Origin of the sequence: Ferrimicrobium acidiphilum DSM 19497 (genome assembly GCF_000949255.1) — a bacterium.
GTDB lineage: Bacteria > Actinomycetota > Acidimicrobiia > Acidimicrobiales > Acidimicrobiaceae > Ferrimicrobium > Ferrimicrobium acidiphilum.
Genome location: NZ_JXUW01000032.1, coordinates 1 through 22,286, shown reverse-complemented (window position 1 = coordinate 22,286; position 22,286 = coordinate 1). Strand labels below are relative to the sequence as shown.

The 22,286-nt window shown below is 55.7% G+C and carries 16 protein-coding genes, 1 pseudogene and 1 riboswitch; of the genes and pseudogenes, 3 read left to right on the top strand and 14 right to left on the bottom strand.

All coding sequences use genetic code 11. The features are described 5' to 3' along the window. Positions 1-77: 77 nt before the first annotated feature. The 4 genes from cysE to lspA all read right to left on the bottom strand — a co-directional run bounded on the left by cysE (position 78) and on the right by lspA (position 3,537). Complete coding sequence (cysE, locus tag FEAC_RS12175; protein ID WP_081901203.1) at positions 78-716, bottom strand: serine O-acetyltransferase; 639 nt, start codon at positions 714-716, stop codon at positions 78-80. Then, the gene (gene cysK, locus FEAC_RS12170) at positions 717-1,649 is read right to left on the bottom strand and encodes a cysteine synthase A (RefSeq protein WP_035390909.1); all 933 of its coding nucleotides are present in this window, start codon (positions 1,647-1,649) and stop codon (positions 717-719) included. It lies immediately after the preceding gene. A gap of 401 nt (positions 1,650-2,050) precedes the next feature. After that, positions 2,051-2,935, bottom strand: coding sequence for a hypothetical protein (locus FEAC_RS12165; RefSeq protein WP_035390912.1), 885 nt, complete (start codon positions 2,933-2,935; stop codon positions 2,051-2,053). Between the two features lie 59 nt (positions 2,936-2,994). Continuing rightward, positions 2,995-3,537, bottom strand: coding sequence for a signal peptidase II (lspA, locus tag FEAC_RS12160; protein ID WP_269078280.1), 543 nt, complete (start codon positions 3,535-3,537; stop codon positions 2,995-2,997). Positions 3,538-3,912: 375 nt separating this feature from the next. Here lspA and mscL point away from each other — a divergent pair, with 375 nt between their 5' ends. Further along, positions 3,913-4,335: a large conductance mechanosensitive channel protein MscL gene (mscL, locus tag FEAC_RS12155; RefSeq protein ID WP_052566344.1), complete on the top strand. Its 423-nt coding sequence runs from the start codon at positions 3,913-3,915 to the stop codon at positions 4,333-4,335. Here mscL and FEAC_RS12150 read toward each other — a convergent pair. From FEAC_RS12150 to FEAC_RS16180, 10 genes are all read right to left on the bottom strand, one after another. After that, positions 4,323-6,044 (bottom strand): AAA family ATPase, encoded by a 1,722-nt coding sequence (locus tag FEAC_RS12150; protein ID WP_035390918.1) that lies wholly within the window; start codon positions 6,042-6,044, stop codon positions 4,323-4,325. The two genes, mscL and FEAC_RS12150, sit on opposite strands and share 13 nt — an antisense overlap. Then, a complete protein-coding gene (cobN, locus tag FEAC_RS12145) occupies positions 6,041-9,583 on the bottom strand; it encodes a cobaltochelatase subunit CobN (RefSeq protein ID WP_035390919.1) in 3,543 nt (1,180 codons plus the stop codon). The genes FEAC_RS12150 and cobN overlap by 4 nt, the downstream gene beginning before the upstream one ends. Before the next feature lie 30 nt (positions 9,584-9,613). Continuing rightward, positions 9,614-11,158 (bottom strand): cobyric acid synthase, encoded by a 1,545-nt coding sequence (locus tag FEAC_RS12140; RefSeq protein WP_052566343.1) that lies wholly within the window; start codon positions 11,156-11,158, stop codon positions 9,614-9,616. A 121-nt stretch (positions 11,159-11,279) separates the two neighbouring features. Further along, the gene (locus tag FEAC_RS12135) at positions 11,280-13,238 is read right to left on the bottom strand and encodes a proton-conducting transporter transmembrane domain-containing protein (protein ID WP_152623235.1); all 1,959 of its coding nucleotides are present in this window, start codon (positions 13,236-13,238) and stop codon (positions 11,280-11,282) included. An 11-nt stretch (positions 13,239-13,249) separates the two neighbouring features. Then, positions 13,250-13,999, bottom strand: a complete 750-nt coding sequence (gene nuoB / locus FEAC_RS12130; RefSeq protein ID WP_035390923.1) for an NADH-quinone oxidoreductase subunit NuoB — start codon at positions 13,997-13,999, stop codon at positions 13,250-13,252. A 12-nt stretch (positions 14,000-14,011) separates the two neighbouring features. Next, a complete protein-coding gene (locus tag FEAC_RS12125) occupies positions 14,012-15,526 on the bottom strand; it encodes a hydrogenase large subunit (RefSeq protein WP_081901206.1) in 1,515 nt (504 codons plus the stop codon). Beyond that, positions 15,526-16,995 carry a proton-conducting transporter transmembrane domain-containing protein gene (locus tag FEAC_RS12120; RefSeq protein WP_035390925.1) on the bottom strand — a complete coding sequence of 490 codons (1,470 nt, stop codon included), beginning with the start codon at positions 16,993-16,995 and terminating at the stop codon, positions 15,526-15,528. The genes FEAC_RS12125 and FEAC_RS12120 overlap by 1 nt, the downstream gene beginning before the upstream one ends. Continuing rightward, the gene (locus FEAC_RS12115) at positions 16,992-17,672 is read right to left on the bottom strand and encodes a hydrogenase (protein WP_035390927.1); all 681 of its coding nucleotides are present in this window, start codon (positions 17,670-17,672) and stop codon (positions 16,992-16,994) included. The genes FEAC_RS12120 and FEAC_RS12115 overlap by 4 nt, the downstream gene beginning before the upstream one ends. 10 nt (positions 17,673-17,682) lie before the next feature. Continuing rightward, a complete protein-coding gene (locus FEAC_RS12110; RefSeq protein ID WP_035390928.1) occupies positions 17,683-18,624 on the bottom strand; it encodes a respiratory chain complex I subunit 1 family protein in 942 nt (313 codons plus the stop codon). Between the two features lie 57 nt (positions 18,625-18,681). Beyond that, positions 18,682-18,743: riboswitch (Fluoride riboswitch) on the bottom strand. Between the two features lie 120 nt (positions 18,744-18,863). Then, the gene (locus FEAC_RS16180) at positions 18,864-19,952 is read right to left on the bottom strand and encodes a transglycosylase family protein (protein ID WP_052566342.1); all 1,089 of its coding nucleotides are present in this window, start codon (positions 19,950-19,952) and stop codon (positions 18,864-18,866) included. A gap of 429 nt (positions 19,953-20,381) precedes the next feature. On the opposite strand from FEAC_RS16180, the pseudogene FEAC_RS12100 reads away from it, so the two are divergent. Beyond that, positions 20,382-20,849, top strand: a pseudogene (locus tag FEAC_RS12100) (IS607 family transposase); the annotation flags it as partial. Positions 20,850-20,901: 52 nt separating this feature from the next. Beyond that, positions 20,902-22,110 carry an IS4 family transposase gene (locus FEAC_RS12095; RefSeq protein WP_052566340.1) on the top strand — a complete coding sequence of 403 codons (1,209 nt, stop codon included), beginning with the start codon at positions 20,902-20,904 and terminating at the stop codon, positions 22,108-22,110. Positions 22,111-22,286 lie beyond the last annotated feature (176 nt).

Sequence of the window (22,286 nt, the reverse complement as noted above, 5' to 3'; positions counted from 1 at the left end):
CAACTGTTCGCGTGCCTGAATAGAAATCGATCAAACCTAGGAGTCAGCTAACCGATCTGACCACCACCGGAGCTCGCTCAGATGATGTAGTCACCGGTCGGATTCCCATCGAAGCCAGAGGCCAAACGAAGACGCATCGGTGTATCTAGGTTGGTGATCTCTGCATCCATTCCAAGGTCATTGATCGATTCGCAGAGGCGTGGGTCGCGCTTTACCACCTTGGCCGGCACTCCAACTATGACAGAATGCGACGGCATCGACTCAAGCACTACCGCATTCGCGCCAACACTCGAATCCTCGCCGATCACTACCGGACCGAGAATCTTGGCGCCAGCACCAACGATAACGCGATCACCCAGCGTTGGGTGCCGCTTACCTCGCTCAAGGCTTCTCCCGCCAAGAGTGACCCCATGATATAGAGTGACGTTCGCTCCAATTTCAGCCGTCTCGCCGATGACGACACCCGTCGCATGATCTATGAAGAGCCCAGATCCAATCTGGGCTCCAGGGTGAATCTCCACTCCTGTCAGTGTTCGCGTAATCATCGAGATCGAACGAGCCAACAGACGATGTCCGGCTAGCCAAAGTGGATGGCTTAATCTCCAACCCCAAAGAGCGTGAACACCAGGATATGTAAGCGCCACCTCGAGCACCCCATTCGCCGCAGGATCCCGATCGAGGGCGGCTTGTATATCCTCGCGCAAATTTCGCAACATCTAGTCTCCCAAGTCAGCAAAGAGCGGTGTAGACAGGTAACGTTCCCCAAAGGAAGGAATGATCACGACGATCAGCTTGCCGGCATTCTCTGGCCGCTTCGCCAACTCCAGTGCCGCATAGGTAGCGGCACCCGAAGAGATGCCTACAAGAAGTCCCTCTTCTCTGGCCATTCGGCGTGCATACTCAAAGGCTGCCTCATTCGAGACCGAAACTATCTCGTCGACGACCTCACTATCGTAGGTCTTTGGAACAAATCCAGCACCGATCCCCTGAATCGGGTGCGGACCTTTTTGGCCACCAGAGAGTACAGGAGACGCCTCTGGTTCGATCGCCACAATCCGAAGGCTAGGCTTGCGAGGCTTAAGTGCCTCACCAATACCACTAATGGTTCCACCAGTACCAACGCCGGCTACCACGATGTCGACCTGACCATCGGTATCTGACCATATCTCCTCCGCAGTAGTCGTCCGGTGGATGGCTGGGTTCGCGGGATTCTCGAATTGTTGCAACATGACATAGGTCGGATCGGACTCAACCAGCTCGGTCGCCTTCGCGATAGCGCCTCCCATGCCCTCTGGGCCCGGCGTCAAAACTAGATCTGCACCAAAAGCTCGCAACAGCATACGGCGTTCACGACTCATGGTCTCAGGCATGGTGAGAATACAGCGATAGCCTTTGGCGGCACAGACCATCGCGAGTGCGATTCCAGTATTACCGCTAGTAGGCTCGACAATAACCGAATTTTGGTTAACTCGACCATCTGCAATCGCCGCCTCAAGCATGGCAACGCCGATTCGATCTTTAACACTATTGCCTGGATTAAAAAACTCGAGCTTGGCTACGACCGTGGCTCCGCAACCCGCCGTCAACCGATTAAGACGGACTAGAGGAGTACCCCCTACCAACTGCGTAACATCATCAGCGATCTTCATGCGACCTCACTTCCCTTCATCTAACACAACCAGAACCATGCTCGATTAATTCCGACTATTTCGATAGCATTTATTCCGTACCTTAGCAGCTTCGCAAGTGTTTCGAGCCCTAGTTTTGCTACGCTGGCCGGGAGTTGTAGCTGGGCATATCCCTCCACGAGATCGTACTTCACGGTTGTTGGGCCTCGATTCAGCAACAACACAACTCAGCAATCACGGCGAGCTCAGCTGCCCACGGTAACGCCTTCGTTAAGCAAATTGATGCGTTGAGTAGTCATCGCCTTCGAAGGCTGCCAAGCGCAGTTCACCGCTTAATAAAATCGCAAGCTCATAGAACAAGTGATATCGAGCTGGAGAGCTGGAGAGCTGGCAACCTAGCCGATGCAAAACGGTTGGCGCAGCTAGCCTGGCGAGAGGCGACTCGAAAGAATACGAGCAGCGAGGGTCCCGAAAACCAAAACTAATAGTCCGTAGATCCCGAGCAGTCCGGTCGTGCTAGCTCCGAAGGCGGCCGTAGCGATACCTGCGGCAATGGCAAAATCACGAATAGCTACCGGCATAACAATTCCGATACGGACCGACCTCGATGTGCCAAATGACAGTGCCGCGCCAATAAGCATGCAACCTATCACAAACAGGATCAACAACAATGTACCAATCAGGTAAGCAGCCTCAGGAACCACCTGGCTCGCCACCTCCCAGATCAGCATCAACAGAGCCAGATTACCGACGATTGCCGCGATGGCTCGCGTAATCCCGGTAGGAGCCAATCTGGTCCCAACTCCCACCCCTAGAAGCAAAGGAATGGCAACCACTAGCACCAACGTTCCTGCAAGTCCGGTCGTGTCGAGATGCGACGCATGCGCAAACAACGTAAGTAACGGACCAGCCATCGCAATAGTGATCAGCGTCGAGGCAAGCACCAACGCTGCTGCGGTCACCACATCGCCTGCGCCAAACCCAACAAGTGCGAGCGAGGCCACCTCGCTCGGGGCTACCCCCACTGCTAACATGGCATCGCGTAATTGACCGCTAACGAGCTGGCTCAACCCCCACGCGAGTAACGGAAGGAGGACGCTGCTTGCTGCCAAAACAGCTAGCATCCGCCATCGACCTCTTCGGACCGCGGCAAAACTCGCAAGATCGACCGTCAACCCTGCGGTGAACACCAAGACCGCGAGCGTAATATAGACATAATCACCCCGGTCTAATGCTCTTCCAGGAGCTGGCAACCAGAGAGCAATGGCCCCAACAAGGAGCACGAGATAGAGGGTCCAACGCTCCATCCGTTCCCGAATCCAAGCTATCAATCTCTCGATCAACACTGACTGCCGACTAACCGCATCTACTCACCACCCTCGCGATCGCTACCTAGAACACGAAGGCGTTCAGACACACGCTGGTGTCGGTTATCAAAAATAAAGCCGAGAATAGCGACTACCACTCCGATCCTGAGGGCAACATCTGCGAGATTGAAGGTCGCTGGATAGAAAGATAGATGGATCCAATCGACCACTGGAGAATTGAAGGGCCCATCAGGCCCAGTTAACCGCACCAGCAGATTGCCAACGCCACCTCCAATCGCTAGGGCAACTCCGACTCGAGTGGATGGAGTCGTGTTGCGCACCAGGAACCCAAGCAGTGTGAGAATGAGAACCTCTCCAACCTCAACTAGCCACTCGTGTCCTTGGCCCAACCCAAAAGCAGCCCCGGTGTTGTAGACAATATGCAACCTGATCACGCCACCCATGAAGGATGGCTCTTGACTGCGTAGGTATGTAGTAGCCCAGGCTGTCGTGCCGAGATCAACGCCAACCGTGGCTAGGCAAGCAGTCAGTGGCCATACCCAGTTGGATCTTGCTAAGCGTGGTCGCCGAACCGGCTCGATAGACAGCTGAACCTCCTTTTGTCGCTGCAGCCATTTTTAGGCTAGACAGCATCGGCGGTGGATATGCAATCTGGCTCAGCTCTTAACGCTGCGTAAACACTAGCAAAGATCACAGTCCTCCATCGCTTAAGCGATCTCGTCCCAAAACACGATGCCGACTCAATTAGCACGCATCGAGTAGGGCGAGATCGGCACGCAATTCTCTAACTCCCCAACTCGGTGGAGGCACTTCACACAACCAGAAGTGCTCTTCGAACCTCAATGATTAGCACCGACTCGTGATACTGCTGTCTTCGTGTCGTCTATTCTGATCGGATGAGTACGTCGCGGCACTATCAGACACCACCACTTCACTAGCTCTAAAGAGGAGAACTAATGCTGAAGGAGTTCAAAGCCTTTCTTATCCAATACAACGTCATTGGACTCGCGGTAGCGGTCGTCATCGGGGCTGCAGCTGGGGCACTTGTGAAGTCTTTAGTTACCAACATCATTACTCCACTGGTAACTATCCCCGGTAAAGTCAACTTTAGCCAGCTCGCATTCCACGTTGGTGGGAGTGTCTTTCGCTATGGTCAAGTAATAAATGCACTGATCTCGCTTGTGATTATCGCCTTCGTTGTCTTCTTCTTTATAGTTCGTCCACTGGGCAAGCTACAGAACAAGTTTCAGAGCTCCGCCTCGCCTACAATGACTTGTCCGGCGTGTCTGAGCAGCATCCCACTCAAGGCGACCAAGTGCGCCTTTTGTACTATTGACCTACCCACTACGACCTCCTCGAGCCAACCTCAAGAGGCTTGAGCTTGCACGTAGAGTGCGCCAGCAATATCTGCCAACTGCTCGGCAAACCCTAAACGAAAGCCGTTCGACTCTATGTCCACCACGACTGTGTCGAGCTTGGCCTCCCCTAGGCGTCGAGCCTCATCAAGCGCAGCGACAAACGGATCTACGCCATCTGCCTCATTCGGGCGTGCATCTGTCAAAACCACCAAAAGCGGTTCTGTTCCTCGGCGTCGTAGGTCGAGTGCGAGTCCGCGACCGGTAGCGAGTCCGCGAGCCAACGGCGTTCTTCCAACACGCTCTAACCCAAGCAACCTGGTGCGAGCAACCTCAAGCGACCGCGTGGGCCGCAAGCTCACTTGCGCACTATCACCACCGAATGAGACCACTGCTACCTGTGCACGCTCCCGATAGGCGGTCCCGAGCAGCTGTTCGATCGCCTCGCCGACCAGAGCCGTCGCTTCACGACCCGCGACCGACGCAGAGACATCCACCACGAATACCACGCAGCGTTTCAACGCGCGCTCGATATCAACGTAACGGATATCCTCCACCCCCAACCCACCCTCGCCAGCGCGTTCCAGCCGAGCCACAATCGTGCGAGTGAGCGAGAAAGCTCCAGGTCGGCGCGCCTCATGGTGGCGAGCTATCTCAGCACCCTGGCCTTCTGTGCTTCCTGCCAGCTTCGTCAGCGACGCCAAACGGTCGCCAAAGTTCGGAGACCGATCGTCGGCAGTCTCGGTGTCACCCTCCTCATGGTTGTTGGCAGCGGCATCCGCGCCATGGCTATCTCGATTGACCTCGTTGCGCTCGGAGACCTGAGGCTCGTTCCCCTTGGACCCAGCTTGGGCTTGTGGCTGCGAAGGCGTATTGGTGCGCTGGGGAAGTTGTCGCTGTCTATGTGGGGTGATCATCTCAATCACCCGCTCCACATCGTCGGATCCCACGCTGGCTCTACCGTGAAGAGCGGCATGCGCCCTGGCAGCCTTTGCGATGGCTACATCAGCACGCAACGACCCAATACCGAGTTCCACGCAGCGGAGCGCTATCTCATCGAGCTGTGCATCGAGTGACACCTTCGCGAGGAGAGCTCGAGCCTCGGCGATCGAGCCTCCCAAACTGGGATCCTCTTCATCCATATCCGGTCCCTCGATATCGGTATCGAGGTCGGCATATATGCGACGCCGCAAGGCGAGTGTTCGTTGCTCAACCTCCATCAACGGATCGACCTGCACGATCATAGCAAAGCGATCCAGCAGCTGTGGACGTAGCTCGCCCTCCTCTGGATTCATGGTACCAATTAGCGAGAAGCGTGCTGGCTGCACAACCGAAAGTGCATCACGCTCAACGCGATTAATCCCTGTCGCGGCCGCATCCAGAATGAGGTCCACGACATGGTCGGCGAGCAGGTTGATCTCATCGATGTAGAGAACCCCACCGTCTGCCATCGCGAGTAGTCCATCATGAACCCGCACCTCACCTTCGGCGAGGACAGATGCGACATCGATACTACCCTTCACGCGATCCTCGGTGGAGCCAAGCGGAATCTCGACAAAGGGAGCGTCATTGCCAAGCAAGGAAGCCAACCCGCGAGCCAACGTCGTCTTGGCCGACCCCGGTGGACCAATCAGAAGGACACCACCAATGGTCGGATCAACTGCAAGGAGCTTCAACGCCAGCTTTGCCTGATGCTGACCGACAACACCATAGAAGGAGAGTTGATTCGTCATCGTCCGCTCTCCTCCAGATCGCCCTCTACACCTACGATCGTTCGACGCAGATCGGCGACTCTCTGCTTGGATGCGGCCCACATACCGCGTTCATGAGCCTCGAGCAATCGCTCACAGATCGACACCAACGCGGTCGGATTGACCTTGGCGAGGAACTGCTGCCGAGTGGCGTCCTTCACGTAGCTATCGTGCACCGCGTCATACATCCAGTCCTTCGCTACATGGGCAGTCGCATCGTAGCCAAAAAGGTAGTCAACGGTTGCCGCCATCTCAAAGGCACCCTTGTAGCCATGGGTCATCATCGCATCGAGCCACTTCGGATTCAAAACTCTAGAACGCACCACCCTCGCAGCCTCCTCTTCGATTCCACGCACCCTTGGCTGCTCAGGATTGGCTGAATCTCCAAAATAGCCCCGCACGCCGGCGGCACCCAAAGCTCGGGCCGCAGCCACCATGCCACCGTGCTCCTGAAGATAGTCATCGGAGTCAAAAATATCGTGCTCTCGATTGTCCTGGGCCTTATATGCCACCTCTAGCGTGCTGAGTCGTTCCTCGAGGCGACTGCGGTTCGGCACACCATATCCGCCTCGTGAATAGCTAAACCCGCTCCAGGTCAGGTAGACCTCCGAGAGATCATGATCATCATGCCAGGATCGACTCTCGAGCAGCGGCAGGATCCCTGACCCATACGACCGAGGCGAAGGTCCAAAAATCCTCTCCGTCACTCCCGCTTGGGCAACCGGGTTGAGCTCGCCTTCAGCAACCTCCTTGGCAACGAGTTCAAAGGCCTCGTCGAGGAGATCTATCGCTGACGGAAACGCGTCACGAAAGAAACCGGAGATTCGACAGGTGACGTCCACTCGTGGGCGACCAAGCTCCGCGATCGGCACCAGCGTGAGTCCACTCACGCGGTGTGAGATCGCATCCCACTCCGGTTGGACTCCCAACAATGCCAAGACCGTCGAGATATCGTCGCCTCCTGTTCGCATCGCCGCCGTACCCCACAGCACAACTCCGATACTGCGTGGGAATCGACCCTCGTGTTCATGTCTAAACCGTTCGAGCATCGCATCAGCCAAGCGTTGGCCAGTCAGAAACGAGATCTGGGTTGGCAACGATCTAGGATCGACCGAATAGAAGTTTCTGCCCGTTGGCAAGGCGTGTGCCATCCCTCGTGTCGGTGCCCCCGACGGCCCGGCAGCCACTGCTCGACCTGCCAACGCAGCCATAACCGCGTCGACCTCACCTGATGTCGCCGCTAAGTTGGGTACAAGCACACTACCGATCCAACCAAGTACACCGCGCAGCTCGCTGCTGATCGGGTAGGTAAGACCAAGCGAATGGCAGAACTGCTCGTCATCGAAGACCTCGATTGCAAAGTCGTGATCAGCAAAGGCCCACAGGAGTTCGGTAACCCGTTCATCATCCTCGTCTACCTCAAGGCGAGTTGGGGCCGATGACTTGGCCGCCACCAGCGGACGCAAGGCAATCGCATCGAGCTGAGGCACCCTAGTGATGGCAACAAGCATGTCAATAAGTGCCTGACCAATCGGCGGTGAGCCCAATATATGGAGCCCACCTCGAATCAAGGAGTCCTTTAGCTCACATAGATAACCATCTACATGCAGAAGAAACTCATCAAAAAGATCGTGTTCAACATTTGGTGCATCGGTGACCCCCATGTCCTCATGGAGCTTCGCTTTCTCGATCAGCTCCCAGATCTGGGCTCGGATAGCCGGGAGTTTGCTGGGATCAAGCGCACTAATGCGTTGATGTTCATCCATCAACATCTCGAGACGAGCGAGGTCACCGTAGCTCTCAGCGCGAGTCATCGGTGGGACCAAGTGGCCAATCAAGACAGCATGTGTGCGTCGTTTCGCCTGCGTCCCTTCACCTGGATCGTTAATCACGAACGGATACACCACCGGCAAAGTCCCAAGAATAGTGTCAGGATAGCAGGTGGGCCCCATCCCCACCGACTTGCCCGGCAGCCACTCTGCAGTTCCGTGCTTGCCGAGGTGACATAGTGCATCTATATCAACGATCGACTCCAACCAGTGATAGAAGGCCAGATAATGGTGTGTCGGAGGAAGCTCGGGCGAGTGGTAGATTGCGATTGGATTCTCGCCATAACCTCGCGGCGGCTGGATGGCTACGGTTAGGTTCCCGAACTGAAGCGCCGGGAACACGAGCCGATCATTCTCCAGGTAGATCGATCCAGGTGGTGGCCCCCAGCTCGCTATAACAGCCTGCTGAAGCTCTTCTGGCAGTGTTCCAAACCAGGCGGTATAGACATCGACGTCGAGACCAATGCCACCGTGTGCTCGTACGGCTGGATGCTCGTAATCGATCAGATCCCCGAGTTGCGCCATCAGCTCATTGGCATCATCTTCCAACTCCTCAATCAGGTAACCCTCGCTAGCCATGCGCTTCGCAAGCACCATCAGACTCGCGGGAGTATCGAGACCTACTGCGTTTCCTAGTCGTGAACGTTTGGTTGGGTACGCAGACAGCACCACAGCGATACGCTTGTCGACGTTCGCCTTTCTGCGAAGCCGAATTAGCCTTAGTACAAACTCCATCAGTCGCTGGGTACGTTCCCGGTCGAGACGATAGGCGCTGATGCTTGCTCCAAAACCCTCATCCTCATCGATCAACTCCTTGAAGGCCACCGGGATGGTGATGATACGCCCATCGAACTCTGGCATCGCTACGTTCATCGCCACGTCGATGGGGCGAAGCCCCGCTTGACTCTCCTGCCACCGAGATCGTGGGGTTGTGGAGATCAGAGCTTGGAGTACGGGCACTCCAAGCGTAGCGAGCTGGCCCGCCTCCCATGCGAGAGCATCGGCATGGCCAGCGGCTAGCACCGTTGCCAGCACTACATCCGGCTGTGTCGCACCGACCAAGTCGACAACCGAGGCTTCACCATCGCCAACTCTTAGCGAGTAGGCGTAGTAGACATCGATTGCCAACCGATTGGCCACGGCGACGTCTACTAGATCTCGCACAAATGAGAGGTTTCCAGATATCACATGGGCACGATAGATGATCAGTGCAACTCGACCACGAGGATCCTCATGAGCTGCCCTCATGAGACAACCGAAGGATGGAATCTCCTCGAGAGCTGTGAAACCATATCCGGTTCGCGTAACGGTGTCGGAGAGGAAACGGACGAGATTGCTGAGGTTAGAGACCCCTCCCTCGACTAGATAACGAAACCCCTCCTCCCAAATACCCGCGGATACCGTCGACGCATCCATCATCTCACGGTCTAGTGCGTTGTCTCCCGGATAGCAGACGAAGGGGATACCACGGCTCCGACACTGACGAGCAAGCTCAGGAAACCAACGGCTCGCTTGGGCTCCACCGAGCAACCTGATTACAACGATACGAGAACCATCCAGCAGATCATCAACCCCAGAGATGGAGTCGATCTGGCGTACATATAGAGCAAACTCCTCCGGCAAGTCCTCCCACACACTACGCAGCGCCAACACCTCGGTATCTGCATTGGTCAGATAGACAAACTTCTCCACTCGTTCCTCCCGGTACACGTTGGATCCAGGCTAGCGGCCCAGTTGGTCGAGAGCTAGAAGTCGCTCTACATCAAGACTCGTGTCGAGCACCTCGGCAAGATGATCGATACTCTTTTCGACAAAGATCTCAAAGCACAGGTGACTCACGAAGACACGATCGCGTGCTCGGGCAAGAGAGGAGAGAAATGAGGTTCGAAAACTATCGTCATCGAAGATGCCATGGATGCTTGTGCCGTAGACTTGGCCATCACGACAAGCCCCCTCCTCCATCAAGTGAAGCTGACCGCTTACCTCTGCGGTTCTCGGTTTAGCCGTCAACCGAAAAAGCGGATCCTCTCTTGCGTTTACCCTTCCATGATGGATCTGGTAGCCAGTGATGCTCGCGTCCCCAAAGCTCGGTGCCGACCCAACGACGTTTGCCAACACCTTCTCTTCGCAGAAGACCACCTTGGCCCGGAGCATGCCAATACCGTCGACGTGGCCAACCGATGACTCAACCGAGTCCTCGATATCCGTCGCCAGCATCTGGTATCCACCACAGACGCCAAGGAGCCAACCACCTCTATCTAGCAACCTCTCCAACGCCGGTACAAATCCATTGGCCCGCAACCACTCGAGTGCATAAACGGTCGCCTTTGTCCCCGGCAAGATCACTAGGTCAGCGTCGATTAGGTCATCAGGTCGACGGACAAAGCGAAGATCAACCTCCGCCTCCAGGATGAGCGGATCAAAATCGGTGTAGTTGGCCAAGTACGGCACCTCCACCACGCAGACCCTGAGATGACCCTGGCTAACGTGCGACGCTGACGTCGACTCTGTCGTGGACGCAGCTAGCCGTGTGACCCCAAGATTGATCGCATCCTCTCCTGGAAGATAACCCTCGATTATTGGCAGATTGCCGAACCATTGCGTCTGGAGTCGCCCTACCAGCGTCTCGATGCCCGCCTCGAGAATCGCACCGTCTCCACGAACACGGTTGATGATAAAACCTCGCAAGATCGCTCGATACTGATCTGGAATGAGCGTGAAGTGGCCATAGATCGAGGCAAAAACACCACCAGGCTCGAGATCTCCAACCACCACCGCCCCGATTCCAGCAGCCTTAGCGAAACGGAGGTTAGCTAAGTCTCCATCGAACAAGTTGATCTCTGCGGCTGACCCAGCGCCTTCGGCGATGACGAGCTCGTGGCTCAAGGAAAGCTCCTCATAGGCACTAACCACCCTCGTTAGCAACTCTCGTTTAGTAGCCACCCAGTTACCGCTGCCTATCTCACCGATAGGCTGACCACCCACGATCAGCTGCGAGCGTGACGGAGCGGTTGGCTTAATCAACACCGGGTTCATCAAGACCGATAAGTCGACCCCCGCTGCACGAGCCTGCACGGCCTGGGCTCGCGCAACCTCACCGCCGTCAACCGCAACCGCAGAGTTGAGCGCCATATTCTGCCCCTTGAAGGGCGCAACCATAATCCCTCTCTGATGGCACCAACGCAGTAACCCTGTAACTATCAACGACTTTCCAACGTTGGAGCCAGTACCTGCAATCAACACTCCCTTGCCTGGAAGCGACGTCATTGACGAACCGATCTCACAACTAACACACGCGTTGCCTTAGCGGTCGGTAGTAGATTTTAGACTCCATCATGGCCCAGTGTAGACGCACCCAAATTGCGACAGCAGCTGCTGTCGACTCAACTCAGTGGATAAAGATGGCGATGACTGCGATCAAGAACAGTACAAGCAGGTAACTCAGGTAGGCGTTCAGCTGTCCGCTCTGCAGCGGGCTAAACAGCCTTGCCAGTCGACTGACTCCGCTTCGTAGCAGTTCGATCAGCCCAGCTCCAACCATTGGCGCCTCGGCGGCGTGATAGCTTAGCTGTTCAAGTACATACCCTTTGTCGCGGTAACTTCGTTCCGTCTCGGTCTTCGGGCGATAAAGGAATGAATAGACGGTGCGCAAGGGGTTAGAGAAGGCAAACGCAGTCGTGGCACTCGCCGCCATATCAACCACCTCTCCCCCACTCCAGGGAGGCACACGCCGGGGCTTGAAACGTCGAACCACCAAGAGGATCGGTAGGATGGCGAACAATGCTCCGACGATCACGAACTTGACAGGTGAGATAAATGCGAACCCACTGGACAGAGGAACGATCAACAGCCCGTCAACTAGGGCCTTGGCACTGGCAGGATCCGGCCAGGAGGCTCGGCGCATCATCGGCTCCCAAAAAACAAGGCTGATAGCCGCAGCTAGGTTCGCCAAACCGAGGATGATCACACCCAGTCGATTCGCGAGCCCGACAGCCTTCCCGTCACGCCTAGCTCCCAGGAGACCAACTCCGTAAAGTTTGACGAATGTGGCGAGTGAGAGCGCCGCTGAAAGAGCAAGCCCAGCCCCCACCAGGATGAGCGTCGTCCGTCCCGCGAGCGAGGTGAGCGTGAAATCATGGAAAAGTGCCTCGAAGAGGAGCCACTCGGTCACAAAACCCATAGCTGGCGGCATCGCTGAAAGGCTCATCGAGGCGATCAAGCCACCCACTCCGACCGTCCACGGAAATTCGTGGGCGACTCCCGTCTGCTCGACTTGGTAGTTGTCGTCACGCTCCGCCTTCACATGCGAGGCTATGAAGAGACTCGCCTTCGCGAGACTGTGACCCATCAGGTGCAAAATCCCAATCAGCCAACACAGACCCGCAAGCTCCGACTGACCACCAGCCTGAAATATCAGCGCCGCTCCCAAGGCAGCGATCGCAATACCGGCGTTCTCAACTCCTGAAAGTGAGAGCAAACGGCGCCAATCGCGTTGCTGAAAGGCATAAAGGATGGCTACAATCGCCGAAAGCATTCCAGCGCCTGCCACTACCACCCCTAGGAAAAGTGTCGAACCCGCATGGACTGGAAGCCAAAGGAGCAGCGCCCGACCTAGAGCAAAGTAGGCAGCATTCAAGACAACCGAGGAAAGAACAGCACCTGTCGGTCCATCGGCGGAACCGTAGGCATCGGCAACCCAGGAGTACAAGGGAACAACTCCAAGTTTTGCCCCAAAGCCCACCAGGAATAGTAGACCTATTATCGCCGAGACAACCACCCCACGCGCAGCCCAATCGGAACGAAAGCTTGCAAACCCAAGGTGAGGTCCAAGGAGTGCTACCGCTGCAATCAACGCTACGCTCCCGACCTCTAGCAACGCCAACATCGAGAGCGTCGCCCGAGAGCCTTTGCCATCGGCCCTGTTCGACAAGATCATGACGGCGCCGCCCAGGCTCATGAGTTCCCAACCAAAGATCATCGATGCACCGTTGTTCAGTCCCGTCAAACAGAGCACGCCCAGTAACGCAAGTGCTACACCAAAAGACCACCAGCTCCCTGGTTCACGACGCACCCACACAGCGATCACCACTGCCAGCCAAGCAGGAGCAAGGATCAGCAGCGCTGCGGGATCCATCCGCCAGACGAGTGGCTGATTCTCCAGGACAAAGAGGTGTAAGGTGCTCGTCCCGTTCGGCAATCCGAGCATGTCGGAGATGAAACCGACCACGACACCGAGCAAGACAGCCAACCGGGCGACGATCGGCGCCTTCGGTGAGACCCTGATGAGATTGGACACGATCCCAACTAGGAACAAGGCCGCGGCTATCTCCATGCCTAAGGTCGCCATCTGGGAACTACTCACCGTCCACGTCCAACGAGCGAAAGCAAGGCATCGATTAGCACAATCGGATGTGGCGGACACCCCGGCACCCAGAGGTCAACTGGAAGAATGCCCTCCAACCCCTGATGAGCGTTATATCCGCCGCCATTGGTCCCGCCTGAGATAGCGCAGACCCCAGTGGCGACTACGTACTTCGGCTCCGGCATCGCCTCGTAAGTCGAGATCAGCGGCTCGTACATGGGATTCGTTACAGGGCCAGTGACCAACAATACATCGGCAAAGCGAGGGGAGGGTGTAAAGAAAACACCGAAACGATGCAGGTTATAGTATGGGTTATCGAGGGCAGAGATCTCTGATTCACAACCGTTGCAGGAACCACAGTCGATATGTCGCACGAACAAACTCTTGCGCAACCGCCGTCGATCGCCACTCGGAACCAACTCCGCCGAGATCTCAGTGGAGTTAACATGCCGCCGCAATCCACCTCTATCGTTGCTGGCGCGCGTCAGTTTTGACGGGAGTATAAGTACTCCTTCCGGGCACGCCTCCACGCACAAATTACAACCGATGCACGACCCTTGATCGAGCTCCAAGCCACCGACAACCGAGATCGCCTCCGTCGGACAGCTGCTTGCACAGAGATCACAACCATCAGGGCACCCATCCACGATCGGCTCCGGCAACCCAGTCATCCCATCGACATCATCGACTGGCCACGGAACCGTCTTCACTCCACCTCGGAGCCCGCGATATGTCCATGCAGGCATCGCTACGACCTCCTAACGATCATTTCCAGCCAACGACAGCCCAAAACTGGCCTCGTTGATTGCGTAATCCATCATGTTGGTACCATCTACGGTGTAGGGAAAGACTCGCCAGTTTGAGAAGGACGGTTCCTTGATCTTGACTCTGGACAACTTGCCATGATCGAGATAGACGGCGTAGATCAAGGTGCCTCGCGTCGCTTCTACCCACCCGAGACCCTCGACGGCATCCGGAATCCCAGTTCCGTTGCTGTCAGCCATGACTGGACCATCCACAAGCTGGTTGGCGAGCTGACCGATGATGGCGAACGAAGCAAAAATCTCATACTCTCTGATAAGAGCCCTAGCGCGAGCATCGCCAGCTGACGCATCGGGCACAATGAACTGGAGGTCGCCATAGCCACTGTAAGGATGGTCGCGCCGAAGATCCCTATCGAGTCCGCTGGCTCGCTCAATTGGGCCAGTCGCGCCTTGAGCAAGCGCCATCTGGGTGCCAAGGACTCCGGTCGTCTCCAATCTATCTAGGTAGCTCCGAGTGCCAGAGAGCGCATTGAGATAGGTTCTTGCCCTCTCTTCGAGCTCCGCGAGCTCCTCCTTTAGTCCATCCGTATCCAGATCCCTGCGCAAACCACCTGGCACAATCAGCCCTCGGAGAAATCGACTGCCGGTGAGACGCGCATTCAACTGCTTGGCAAGCTCCCCAAGGTAGTGTCCTTCGGCGTCGGCAACCTTCAGGGTTGTCAACTTCGACAACAGCCCGAAATACTGGAGATGATTGTAGAGACGCTCAAGCTCAGCGAGTAGAGCACGCAACTGCTGGGCTCGCCTTGGAACGCTAATTTCAAGGGCATCCTCGCATGCGAGAGCAAACGCAAAGGCATGGGCTGCGCTGTCGATCCCTGACACTCGTTCCGCTAGTGGTGCCCCCTGATGCGGCAACTTGCCCTCGAAGCGAGTCTCCATTCCTCGGTGTTTATAGAACAATCGTGTCTCTAAATGGACTATACCCTCACCGGCATAGGAAAATTGGAAGCTCGCAGATTCCACTACGTCAGCACGCACAGGCCCAAAACGCAGTTGCTGCAGATTGGCATCACCGACAGTCGGCATCGTTAGCGCGGTCGAGGCGAACTCGAAAGGCGTAGAGTACTGTGACTGTCGTTCTAGGAACGCTGCTGGCACTCGTGCCCCTTCGTGGAGAACGAATCGCCTGGTATCAGGTGCTCCCTCGAACTCGACTCCGTAAAGATCAGAGATTTCGCGCTCGTAGGATCCTGCCGACGGTATCAACAACGCAAGCGACGGCACGCTCACCCCAGGCGGCACCAGAAGCCGCCATAACCGATATGGCTCACGAGCCTCGCTACTTGCGAGATAACTAAGCTCAATACCGTCTTCAACTCGGCGACCCCAGATGGCCTGCAACCTCCTATAGGTTCGCGGTGGCGTTGTCGGATCGACGGCTAGATCCGATAAAAGCGATGTCAACCGAGAGGGATCGCTAAAGACGATCTCATTCCATGTCGCCATCAGCGGCCACCAAACGTAGCAGCGATATGGGTAAAGTAAATCCATAGAGGATGCGGCCACCATACACCCAATACCAGGACAATCGTCACCGCCACCAGCATCGGCGCCACCGAGGTTATCGGCAATGCGTGAACACTACCGTCATGGGGGTGATGATGACGTGGGCCGGCGAAGAACATCTTACGGAAGTGACCCATAAAGCCGATAAATATGACGATCAGAGCTACACCCATCACACCAACGGCCCAGGGGTTCGCACTCACGATGCCACCACGAGCAATGGTGAGCTCACTTAAAAACAGTCCAAACGGAGGGGCACCCACAGCCGCCACCGCTGCGGCGAGCCAGGCTGCTCCCATTACTGGAAACCTATCCGCGATCCGACGGACGCCTGCTATCTGGCGGGTTCCATAAGACTCAATTGCGTTGCCGGCACCAAAAAACACCGCAGACTTGGTGAGTGAATGATTGAGCATCTGGTAGAGCGCACCTACAGTCCCCAACACACCACCAAATCCAAATCCGAGAGCGATGATCCCGATGTGCTCGACGCTCGAGTACGCCGCCAGCCGCTTGATACCACGCTGGCGTGTAATGAAGAGAGCCGCGACCACAAGGCTGGCGACTCCCAGAATAACGAGTGCCCTGCTAGCATCAGCGCCCATGCTCGTCTTGCGTAGAACCCCTAGGTAGCGGACTATCCCCAGCATTGCACAGTTCAACAACCCACCCGAGAGCATTACCGAGACAGGAGTTGGGCCCTCAGAGTGGGCGTCCGGCAACCAGGTGTGCATCGGCGCGAGCCCTGCCTTGGTGCCAAAACCAACGAGCACGAGCAAGAACGCTACCAAGAGAAGAGAGGGATCAGCCTTCGGGGCGATAGCCTCAAAACTCGCCCATGTCATTGGATAGTTCTCACCGCGAATGAACGTTCCAGCGAAGTAGAACAAAATAGTTCCAATCAGAGCAAGCGATAACCCCACAGCCACGACGACCAGGTACTTCCAAGCCGCCTCGATCGCGCGTCGGTTTGGCTCAAGTCCTACCAGTACCGCACTCACCAGCGTAGTCAGATCAATTCCGACCCAATAGAGCCCAGGATTGTTCTGGATAGGAGAGAGGATCATGATCAACGCAAAACAGGCGAACAGGCTGTAGAACACCTTGAGCGAACGCGGGGATCGTCCCTGTTCTCGAAGATATCCTCGGGCGTACACGGTTGCAAACAGATAGACGACAGCTAGACATACCAACACCCAAACGCCAAACGGATCGACCAACAACAACGAGTCGACTCCAACCACGCCTCGGCTCGGAACGATAATAAGTAACCAGAGGACTAGGACCAGATCTATCGCCGCCGCCGCTTGATTTGCAGACTCGGCCACGACGGGCCGAGGAGCGACGATAGAGAGCAGTGCCGCTGCGGCGGTGACAGCCAGGATGATGAAGATCAGAGTCCAAATCATCCGGTCAACTCCCTCATGATGCGGACATCTGTAACACCAAGGCGACTTCGCAAGGAACGAGCAAGCACCGCATAGGTGGCGATAATCACTAACAGGTCGAAGAGAAACACGATCTCGAGGAAGAAAGGAAGCCCGGGGACGAGAATCAATGATCCAGCGAGTACTCCGTTCTCGATCATCAGAAGACCAAGAAGGCTCGACAACGCCTCAGTCCGCAGTGCAAGCGTCAAGAATGCGATGAACTCAACACCGAGGAGTACAGTGAATGCGAGTATGCCCACAGACGATAGCCGCGGCAGTTGGTTATGCACCTCCTCGGCTATGACAAAAGCCAAGATGACTAGAATCCCACCGACCACCAAAGTGGAACTCGAACGAAAAATCGGTGTCTGTTCCCGCCCAACTCCAGTACGGTCGAGCAGCCTTGTGACCAAGAAAGGAATCAACAAACCCCGAATCACAATCGTGAGTACGGCGATGCCGTAAAGCAACGGATAATGCCCCCATGCGGCAACAATGATCGAGATCGCCGCGATCACCCACGACTGCAGCGCGAACGCATAGACATGATTGCGCACCCAATGAGAGCCAAGGATGACGAAACTCAGAATCAGAACGACAAAGAGGGAAAGGCTTAGTATCGCCACCACAATCGGATGGTGTGGTATTACTTGCATGCTGCCTGCCTCATAGAACCTGCCTTGCTACTACGGCGAGCACCGCCAAGACCAAGGCGAGCGCGAGCGGCTCCTGGTAACGGAAGAATCGCAACCTCGACTGTACAGTCTCAATCACCACCATGATGACCGCTACAATCAACCACTTTCCAACGAGCACAACCGCGCTTAGCAGTACGCTGGGGAGCGATCCAGTCGATGAGAGTCCCCAAGGAATAGCAAGCACATTCAAGAAAATCGTATAGAGAATTGCCTGCTTCATCCACGACGACCAACGCAGGAGGCCGAGCATGGGCCCTGAGTACTCAAGGACTCGTGCCTCACCAATCATGTAGACCTCGTAGTGGATCGAGGAGTGGATTGGCAATCGCTCAGTCTCCACAGTGAGCAAGATCAAGAATGCAGCCACAAAAAAGAGGTGGGCTGGACTGAGATAGGTGGCCAAGCTCGTGACCAGAAGGTGATTCACAACGAAGGGCAACATCGACTCTGCCAACAGAGTGATGCCAATAAAGACCATGATAAGACTGGGCTCGGCGAGTATCGCCAGAATGGACTCCCGCGAACTGCCCATGCCCCCAAAAGGATGACCTGCGTCGAGCCCCGAGAGACTTATAAAGAAGGCGGCAAGCGTCAAGATCAGACCGCCTCCCAGAATATCGCCGATGTTTGAGAGTGGCAGAGGAAAATTAGTTAAGACTGGAATCAACATCGGAACGATCATCATCGCAACAAAGGCGACGATGGGAGTGAGCCAGAAGATAAATGAAGCTGAGTCTGGAACCAACTGCTCTTTATGAAAATACTTCCAGAGGTCGCGGTAAGGCTGCAAGATCGATGGTCCGCGGTTCCCCTGCACTCGTTCTTCGGCAAAGACTATAAACCCGTGTATCAACGGCGAAAGCAACAATATAGTCAGCACTTGACCGATCTGTAGCAGCACATCGCTCACTACTTAACGACTCCTCCGTCTCGACACACCCAACTAACCTTGCGGCAGCGGCTACACCTTATCAGAGGAGTCATCAGCCAATTCGGCGTTGCAAGGTGGACTCCATCACCCTTTGGACTGATCCTAGTCTCCATCCAAGCCGATGTCAAAATTTCTGATCACCTCACTCGGTCCTTGCACTTGACACACTGACGGCCACTCGCCGGCATGTCCTCATGAACAATCATTTTCGCAGACGTCTAGTCCAAACCAAGAATCAGGGAACACTCCGGCCAGGCGGCCCATCCAGCCTGGCGTTGCTCTATTTGAGCTGCCTGATCCTGCGTAGAAGGACTCGCAGCGGATGGCAATCCACTGAATCCAAGACCTGCCCATGTCGAGGCCGAAAATTGATAAGCGCCGTAATAACCGTTTCCAGTGTTGTCTTGATAATTGCCTCCAGACTCGCAATTGCGTAGCGCGGCGAACGCTTGTGAGCTTGGGGGAGCTGGACTACCTCCCCACTGACTGCCAGCACCTCCGGTTGAGACCGCAGTACTCACTCCGACCGCGCTCGGCGCTCCCTGGGCTGCCGGTTGCGGTCCAGCTTGGGCGGCTGCCTGTTGCTGGGCTGCCTGAGCGGCTGCCTGTTGCTGGGCTGCCTGTTGCTGGGCTGCTCGACGTGCTGCGAGAGCTAGTTCTTGCTGTCGCGCGACAGCCTCCTGTTGGAGTCTTTGCTGTACGAGCACGGCGATCTGACCGTGCACCGATGTCAAAGTTGCCTGCTCTCTCGCCACACCTGACTGCAACGAGACCAGGTCCTGGGCTAAGCTCTGTTGAGTCTGGGATGCAGCCGCAACATCACGGGCATCCGAGGCGACGAGTGCCGTTACAGCTTGCTGATCACGCCGATAGGCAGTGATCACGTTAACCACATAGCCACTAGCTACGTTCTCGTAAGTGGACTGTGTTGCAACATTATTCTGATTCGTGTTCAACGCGTCAATGACCGCACTCGAACCTGGGGCATCGGTAAACTTCGCTATCGCATAACTCACCAGGAGTTGCTTCTCAGCAGCGAGTTCGGCACGCGACCGGGAGAGTTGGGCATTCACCTTTGCGAGATTCGCCTGATCGGTTACGAGTCTCGCACGTGCGCTAGCGGCCTGCACCGCCACCGCGCGAATCTCACTCGACTGCGCACTAATCTGCTGGCTGAGTTGGGTAGCTCTGTTCTGAAGTTGCGCCTGCGAAGCGCTCGTCAATATCGAACGTGGAGCAGGGAAAAACGCCAAGCTAATGAGCCCCGCCGTGAAGGCAACTCTATTTGCAACTGCTCTCGCTGGCATAGGCACGTCAGCACTCCATCCTTCGCGTTTCTTCATCATAGCAGTAACAGAAAGCGACTACAGTTTTTGGCCTCTGCACCTGCCTTTTCTCAACTCTGCGTTGCTCATCTACGCGAACCCCCGACCTACGGACGTGCCTTCTAACTTTTACCATCAGATGCCCGCCGGACAACAATACGGCCCAGCTATTTCTGCATGGGAGCAAAGATATCGCCCCAATCTTGGTCCCAATAAGAGGATTTGGATCCTCGATACGGACCGTGGCGCGTTAGGTACTCCTGTGTCGTCGAATCGGCAGTAATTTGGTAGCCTCTGCTTCATGTTCTCATCCGATGCCAGTTTCACACTCGTTGGATCTAGAATCTTCGCGCTCGAACAACGCAATGGGGTTCCAACAGTTGACGTACAGATGTACTACAATAGGATGTAATGAACCTGCGTGAGTGGGCACTCTCCCAAGGTAAACATCCTCAAACGGCATATAAGTGGTATCGTGCCGGTACTTTGCCTGTACCTGCCCGCAAAGTTGGCCAACTCATATTGGTTCGAGACTTAGAGTCACAACCATCCGTGCCTAAGTCTGCCGTGAGATATGCGCGAGTGTCTTCTGCGGATCAAAAGCCAGACCTAGATCGTCAGGTTGCCAGAGTCCTTACTTGGGCTACAGAGCATGGGTACTCAATAGATCGTGTAGTCACAGAAGTTGGTTCAGCTTTTGGCGGGCATAGGCGTAAGTTCTTGTCTCTACTGAAAGATCCAAAAGTAAGCACAATTTTGGTTGAGCATCGAGATCGTTTCTGCCGGTTTGGAGCTGAATACATAGAAGCCGCACTTGAGGCTCAGTCGAGGAAACTCGTCGTCGTAGACCCTGCCTGGGTAGATGACGACTTAGTACAATACCGTTAACTTAGTACCATTCCAGTGCTATACTGGGTCTCGGGAGGTGCCGATGCCAAGACCCGGGTGGAAACGACAACCAGAGGGCTCACGGTTGACCGATCATCTCTCCATAGGGGTTCTTACCCGCACCTTTGGGAGAGATCTCATCGATTCGATACTGGTCGCAACCGACAGGGTCCAACAGCGCGTACGTCTGTTGCCATCACGGGTGATGATCTATTACGTCTTGGCACTTTCGCTCTATCCCCAGGACTCCTACGAGGAGGTCATGCGTCACTTGAGCGAGGGGTTGCGGTGGATGGATCAATTCCAGTCTTCTTGGAACGTCCCTTCCAAGGTGGCGATCTTTAAGGCTCGTCTACGCCTCGGCGCAGAGCCCATGAAGAGACTCTATGAGGCGGTTGCAAGGCCACTGGCAGCTCCTGGTGATACCGGTGCCTTCTACCGCGGGTTACGCCTGGTTGCGATCGATGGAACGAGCCTTAGTGTCGCTGACACCCCAGAGAACCTCGCTCACTTTACAAAGCCAACGACTCCGCTTGGTCAAGCCGCCTATGCCAAGGCGAGAATCGTCGGCCTCTTAGAGTGTGGAACCCATGCGATCTTTGCCGCCAATGTAGGCCCCTACAGCGTTGCCGAACAGATTCTTGCAAAAGGTGTCATCGATAAGCTCACACCTGGGATGCTCTGTCTTGGTGACCGAGGGTTCTTTGGCTACGACCTCTGGCAGCGAGCTGCCAACACCGGTGCCCAACTCCTCTGGCGGGCAAAGAGCAACTACCGAATTGAGACGGTCGCCGAACTCGAGGATGGTTCTTACCTTGGCAACGTCTATCACCATAAGGACAGGGGCAGAAAGAGTCCGCTTCTGCTCAGGGTGATTGAGTACCAGATCACCGAAGGGGAGGACCCGGATCTCTTCTACAGGCTCTTTTGCACCATCACCGATCCCGAGGTGGCACCGGCTCATGAACTAGCGGCACTCTACTCCAAACGTTGGGAGATCGAATCGGCCTTTGATGAACTAAAGACCCATCAGTCGGAGGCACGAAGAGTGTTACGGTCTCAGTCTCCCGAGCTCGTCTACCAGGAGATCTGGGGGATGTTAACCCTTCACTTTGGCATCAGGGAACTCATGTATGACGTATCGGCATCCACACGAGGGGACCCAGTGGCGCTCTCATTTGTTGGCTCTCTCCGGACGGTACGCACCAGTGCTATAACCAGTCCGGGTTTTTCCCCCTCAAGTTCTCGCTGAAGCATTCAGCCGCGCAAGCTGTCAAATCCTTGACCAAGTGCTCCCAAAACGAAGGTTGCGCTCCAACCCCCGTGTGATTCGCAAACGGATGAGTCCCTATCCCACCAAGTATCCCAACCATAGCAACTGGCCCCAACCCTCAAGACCAGCCAAAGATCTTATCTATGTCATAGGAG

Bases quoted from the DNA above. Each gene is read 5' to 3' on its own strand.
- cysE (WP_081901203.1), bottom strand. From the start codon at position 716: ATGTTGCGAAATTTGCGCGAGGATATACAAGCCGCCCTCGATCGGGAT.
- cysK (WP_035390909.1), bottom strand. From the start codon at position 1,649: ATGAAGATCGCTGATGATGTTACGCAGTTGGTAGGGGGTACTCCTCTA.
- FEAC_RS12165 (WP_035390912.1), bottom strand. From the start codon at position 2,935: ATGGAGCGTTGGACCCTCTATCTCGTGCTCCTTGTTGGGGCCATTGCT.
- mscL (WP_052566344.1), top strand. From the start codon at position 3,913: ATGCTGAAGGAGTTCAAAGCCTTTCTTATCCAATACAACGTCATTGGA.
- FEAC_RS12150 (WP_035390918.1), bottom strand. From the start codon at position 6,044: ATGACGAATCAACTCTCCTTCTATGGTGTTGTCGGTCAGCATCAGGCA.
- FEAC_RS12140 (WP_052566343.1), bottom strand. From the start codon at position 11,158: ATGACGTCGCTTCCAGGCAAGGGAGTGTTGATTGCAGGTACTGGCTCC.
- FEAC_RS12135 (WP_152623235.1), bottom strand. From the start codon at position 13,238: ATGGCGACCTTAGGCATGGAGATAGCCGCGGCCTTGTTCCTAGTTGGG.
- nuoB (WP_035390923.1), bottom strand. From the start codon at position 13,999: ATGCCTGCATGGACATATCGCGGGCTCCGAGGTGGAGTGAAGACGGTT.
- FEAC_RS12125 (WP_081901206.1), bottom strand. From the start codon at position 15,526: ATGGCGACATGGAATGAGATCGTCTTTAGCGATCCCTCTCGGTTGACA.
- FEAC_RS12120 (WP_035390925.1), bottom strand. From the start codon at position 16,995: ATGATTTGGACTCTGATCTTCATCATCCTGGCTGTCACCGCCGCAGCG.
- FEAC_RS12115 (WP_035390927.1), bottom strand. From the start codon at position 17,672: ATGCAAGTAATACCACACCATCCGATTGTGGTGGCGATACTAAGCCTT.
- FEAC_RS16180 (WP_052566342.1), bottom strand. From the start codon at position 19,952: ATGCCAGCGAGAGCAGTTGCAAATAGAGTTGCCTTCACGGCGGGGCTC.
- FEAC_RS12095 (WP_052566340.1), top strand. From the start codon at position 20,902: ATGCCAAGACCCGGGTGGAAACGACAACCAGAGGGCTCACGGTTGACC.